We start from the raw sequence: 5,127 nt of genomic DNA, 5'->3' as shown, positions 1-5,127 counted from the left end.
GGTGCCAGCTGCACGCCCAGCAGAGCGGGCTCGCCGAGGGTGAGGGTGCCGGTCTTGTCGAAGACGACGGTGTCGATGCTGCGCACGAGCTCAAGGGCCTTGCGGTCCGAGACGAGGATGCCCTGGCGGGCGGCCCGTCCGGTCGAGATCGAGACGACCAGCGGGATCGCAAGCCCCAGAGCGTGGGGACAGGCGATGACCAGGACGGTGACAACACGGACCAGCGCCATGCTGGGTGTGCCGAGGATCGCCCACACGACGGCGGTGATCGCGGCAGCGAGGAGGGCGAACCAGAACAGCAGGTTCGCCGCCTTGTCGGCGAGGCGCTGGGCGCGGGTCGAGGAGGACTGAGCGTCCTGGACCAGGCGCTGGATGCCGGCCAGCGCCGTGTTCTCGCCGATCTCGGTGACCTGAAGGGTGAATGGCCGATCGGTCGCCACAGTGCCGGCCACGACCCGGTCGCCCCCCCCCGCGCAGGACGGGGACCGACTCACCGGTGACCATGGACTCGTCGATGTCGGCCTCGCCCTCGATCACCTCACCATCGGCGGGGATGCGTCCGCCCGGGCGGACAAGCACGCGGTCGCCGACGGCGAGGTCCGAGGGCGCGACCGTGCGCGTCGAGCCGTCAGGGTCAAGCACCTCAGCCTCGTCGGGCAGCAGGGCCGCGAGCTCATCGAGCGCGTTGGAGGTGCGGGCCAGAGACGCCATCTCGACCCAGTGCCCCAGCAGCATGATCACAACCAGCAGCGCCAGCTCCCACCAGAACTCCAGGTCCGGTGGCAGCAGCCCGAGGTGGCTGCCCCAGGATGCGAAGAACGCCACCGAGATGCCCAGGGTGATCAGGGTCATCATGCCGGGTTTGCGCTGCCGGAGTTCGTCGACCGCACCGGTCAGGAACGGGCGGCCGCCCCAGACGTAGAGCACGGTGCCGAGGATCACGGGGACCCAGGTGATCAGTGCGTTGTCCGGCAACTGGTAGCCCAGCAGGTGCGCGAAGCTGCCGCTGAGAAAGATCGTGGGGATCGAGATGACCAGGGAGATCCAGAACAAGCGGCGGAACATGGCGACGTGGTCATGTCCACCATGTCCACCATGGCCTCCATGGTCACCGTTTCCCTCGTGGCCGCCGTCACCCGAGTGCTCGTCCTGGGAATCGTGGGGGTGATCGGGGGTGGGGGCCTCGCGCAAGGGCGAGGTTCCACCATGGTGGTGGGCGTGCGAATCCGTCATAGTGGCCTCCTCATTCTCGACAGTACCCCCCGGGGGTATGTTTGGCGAGGAGTTTCCGGGAAGTTGTAATGCTTCCTAAGCCCACCCCGGCCACCAGGGCGGGCAGGTAGTGGATAGCGGTCAACCCGATCAGGGCCAGCTCCGAGTTGCGTCAATGCCGCTCAACCGCTTCCGCGGCACGGCCGCGCCTTCGGCGCTCATCGCCGGGACCATCTCCTGGCGCTTAGAGGCCTCGCTCATGGTCGTCTCCCTGATGTTGTCTTGTCGGGGTGGGGCCCGCCCGGTGGGCATTCTCGGCCCTGGTCAGCTCACAGCCCAGCTGTCACAGCAGCTGCTGTGTGGTCGCTCCCCCGTCCACCGTGCGCAACACCTGGTTTTCTGCCATCAGCAGCGCTTCTACGTCACCGTCATCGGTGCGGCTGGCGCCCAGGGCGGTGACCTCCTCGATGGGTTCTTGGCTGGAGGTCCAGTTCGCCCCGGCATCGGTGCTGGTCAGCAGGCGCCCGTCGATCCCTGTGGCGACGATGGTGCGGTCGTCGGCCCAGGCCACCAGTGAGGCCAGCTGGGGGGTGTTCAGGGGGGACCAGCTGGCCCCGTCGTCGGTGGAACGGAGCACGCCGTTTTCCGTGGTGGCCAGCACCGCCCCCGATTTCGGGGACACGGCCAAAGAAACCGGGGCCGAGGGAATGGCGCGCATCTGCCAGGTGCGCCCGTCGGGGCTGAACCGAAGTTGCCCATCGAAGGCGATGATCCCGGCGGGGCCGGCAGCCAGGGCGTGGAAATCCGATTCCCCGCCGCGAGAGAGCACACTCCAGCTCTGCCCGCCGTCGGCGGACTCGGCCAGCCCCAATGGCTCGGGTAGGTCCACGCCCAGGCCGGGGTGGCCTGAGGCCAGGTAGCGGCCGTCGGCGGCGATGGTGAAGCCCATCAGATCCACGATGGGCCCGGCTCTGGTCAGGTCCCCGTCCTCGAGACGGTAGAGGCCCTCGTGGGTGGCCAGCAGCACGGCCCCGTCGGCCGGAGCGCGTGTGATCCCATGGACATGGGTGATCGCCGTGGCCCCGGCGGCGCCCTCACCGGAGGGGGCCGATGTGGAGGCGCCCGGCTGCGGGGAACAGGCTGCGACCGCCAGCCCGGTTCCTGTGACCAGGCCCAAACCGAGGAGAGCCCGTCGGGGCATGAGCGTCATCGGCGGTACCTCATCTCGATCATCATTCCGGCCTCGCCGTGGTAGAGGTTGTGGCAGTGGACCATCCAATCCCCGGGGTTGTCGGCTTGCAGTTGCAGGGCCAGGGATTGCATCGGGGCGAGCATGACCGTGTCTTTGCGTAATCCGTTGGGCAGGGCGAAGGTGTGGCCGTGGACGTGCAGCGGGTGGGCCATCATGGTCTGGTTGGCCGCGTCCAGCTGGACGCGTTGGCCTTCTCGGATCATCAGCGGGTCATTCTTGCCGTATGGAGCGCCGTTGAACCCCCACTGGTAAGGGTCCATCTGTCCGGTCAGCGCCATAGGCAGGGCCACTTCGACGTCCCGGGTCTCCAACCGGGCGCTGTCGGCCGGCTCCAGTTCGGCGCCGATCAGGGCCGGGCAACGCAGTTCCTTCGGCGTCACCGTCGGGGCCGGTGCGGCGCCGGAGCCGGTGCGGATCAACGCCATGGCCTGACCGTCCTTACCCATGGGGGCGGCCACGAACGGGAAGACCCCGTCAGCTAGGGTGACGATCGCGTCGTAACGTTCGCCCATGCCGATGGCCAGCGCGTCCGTCTCCTGCGGCTTCACGGGGAACCCATCGGTGTGGGTCACCTCCATGCGGTGCCCACCGAGAGCGACGGTAAAGATGGTGTCGGCGGCGGCATTGATGATCCGCAGCCGCACCCGGTCCCCCGGCTTGGCGGCCAGCACATCCGGGGCCTCCGGCACCTTGCCGTTGACCAGGTAATGCGGGTAGGTCACGTCCCCGGCGTCCTCGCCGTAGGGCGAGTCTCCACCGCCCTTCATCGGTGCGTGATCCATACCGCCCATAGCCTCCGGGGAGCTCATGTCCATGTCCCCGTGGTCCATTCCGGTCATGCCCCCGTGGCCGGCCCCGTTCCCACTGGAGGAGGTGAGCGCCTGGAGCACGTCCTCGGGCGTGCGTCCCGTGCCGTCGAGCCAGTCATCGAGCACGAGCACCCATTCGTGGTCATAGCGCCCTGGTTCTCTGGGGTCATCGATGATCAGCGGGGCGTACAGAGCCCGGTCCAGTTGAACCCCGACGTGGGGGTGGTAGAAGTAGGTCCCCGGATCCGGTGCGGTGAATTCGTAGGTGTAGGTGCTCCCGGTGGCGATCGGGTCCTGGGTCAACCCTGGCACCCCGTCGGCAGCGGCTTCCAGGGCGATGCCATGCCAATGCACGGTGGTCTCGGCCGGCAACTGGTTGTCGACGGTGATCCGTAGCCGGTCCCCGGCCGTGGCCCGGATCAGCGGTCCAGGGACCGTGTCACCGTAGGCCCACGTATCGACCTGCAAGCCTCCCAAGTCCAGGGTCGCCGGTTGCGCGACAAGCGTCTTCTCCACCAGAGCCCGGCCGGGAAGTGACGGTGCCGCGGAGGAACCCGCGGCAGGTGCACCCCCTGCCAGGACACCAGCACCGAGCAGGCCGAAGCCACCAGTCAACATCCGTCTGCGGGAAACCTGATTCATGATTCCTTTCCGAGGCACAGCAGGGCACGAACGACGACAACCATTCTGGATCCGCGCACGGGCGAAGAGACCGGGATTATTGTGAAGATTCAGCGAAGATCACAGATGACCTGCGCTCTCGCGGTCACCCAGTCGCAGCGTGGGGACGACACTGGAGGCATGAACCCAGGCATCGATTCCCCGTCCCATCCGGGACGGGTGCTCGTGGTCGACGACGAGAAGGCCCTAGCGCAGATGATCGCGACGTATCTCTCCCGCGCCGGCTACACCGTGGACCAGGCCCACACCGGCCCCGCGGCCCTTGAAGCAGCCCGAAACCAGCACCCGGATGTGGTGGTCCTGGATCTGGGGCTGCCAGGTCTGGACGGGATCGAGGTGTGCCGTGCCCTTCGGTCTTTCTCCGAGTGCTATGTGCTCATACTCACCGCCCGTGGGGACGAGGACGACAAGCTGACCGGACTGGAGGTGGGCGCCGATGACTACATCACCAAGCCCTTCAGCGTGCGCGAACTCGTCGCACGGGTCCAGGCCGTGCTGCGACGCCCGCGCACCGTCACCGTTCGAGAGGCCCCATGGGTCTTCGGGGACCTGGTCATCGACCTCGCTGCCCACGAGGCCCGGGTGAGCGGGGCCGCGGTCGCACTGACGCGCACCGAGTTCGATCTTTTGGCCACACTCTCGGCCGGCCCCGGACGGGCCTACTCCCGCCGTCAGCTCATCGACATCGTGTGGGGTCCGTCCTGGGTGGGCGACGAGCGGATCGTGGACGTGCACATCGGGCATCTGCGCCGCAAACTCATTGAGGCACACCCCGATCTTGACTGCATCAGCACGGTCCGAGGGGTCGGTTACCGCATGGCAAGCCGATGAGCAGGCACCGCCCACGAGGCTTGGCCTCCCGGTTCTTCCTGGCGCAAACCATCGTGGTGATCGCCAGCATCCTCGCCGCGGTCCTCGCCGCCTCCATAGTGGGCCCAGCGATCTTTCACGAGCACCTGCTGCGCGCTGGGGCCGGGCACGACGCCACCCAGCTGATGCATGTGGAACAGGCCTACCGCGACACCAACCTCTGGACCCTGGGGATGGCCCTGGCCACTGCCCTGGTATGCGCCCTGGGCGTCACCTTGGTGTTCACCCGCCGCCTCCAGCGCCCGATCGACGCACTCACCCACGCGGCCCAGGCCATGGCCCGCAGCCGCTACGACACCCGGG

General features: G+C 67.9%; 3 protein-coding genes and 2 pseudogenes. 2 read left to right on the top strand and 3 right to left on the bottom strand.

Annotation, left to right across the window (positions count from 1 at the left end; genetic code table 11):
* The 3 genes and pseudogenes from L979_RS09990 to L979_RS09980 all read right to left on the bottom strand — a co-directional run.
* Nucleotides 1-1,233: pseudogene (locus tag L979_RS09990) on the bottom strand (HAD-IC family P-type ATPase); the annotation flags it as partial.
* 322 nt (nucleotides 1,234-1,555) lie between these two features.
* Nucleotides 1,556-2,413 carry a F510_1955 family glycosylhydrolase gene (locus tag L979_RS09985; protein ID WP_231559491.1) on the bottom strand — a complete coding sequence of 286 codons (858 nt, stop codon included), beginning with the start codon at nucleotides 2,411-2,413 and terminating at the stop codon, nucleotides 1,556-1,558.
* 5 nt (nucleotides 2,414-2,418) lie between these two features.
* The gene (locus tag L979_RS09980; RefSeq protein WP_047692065.1) at nucleotides 2,419-3,915 is read right to left on the bottom strand and encodes a multicopper oxidase family protein; all 1,497 of its coding nucleotides are present in this window, start codon (nucleotides 3,913-3,915) and stop codon (nucleotides 2,419-2,421) included.
* A 159-nt stretch (nucleotides 3,916-4,074) separates the two neighbouring features.
* On the opposite strand from L979_RS09980, the gene L979_RS09975 reads away from it, so the two are divergent.
* Nucleotides 4,075-4,785, top strand: a complete 711-nt coding sequence (locus L979_RS09975) for a response regulator transcription factor (protein ID WP_047692064.1) — start codon at nucleotides 4,075-4,077, stop codon at nucleotides 4,783-4,785.
* Nucleotides 4,782-5,127: pseudogene (locus tag L979_RS09970) on the top strand (two-component sensor histidine kinase); the annotation flags it as partial. The gene L979_RS09975 and the pseudogene L979_RS09970, both read left to right, overlap by 4 nt.

Origin of the sequence: Kocuria sp. ZOR0020, from assembly GCF_000800955.1 — a bacterium.
Classification (GTDB): Bacteria; Actinomycetota; Actinomycetes; order Actinomycetales; family Micrococcaceae; genus Kocuria; species Kocuria subflava.
This window is presented reverse-complemented; position numbering and strand designations above follow the sequence as displayed.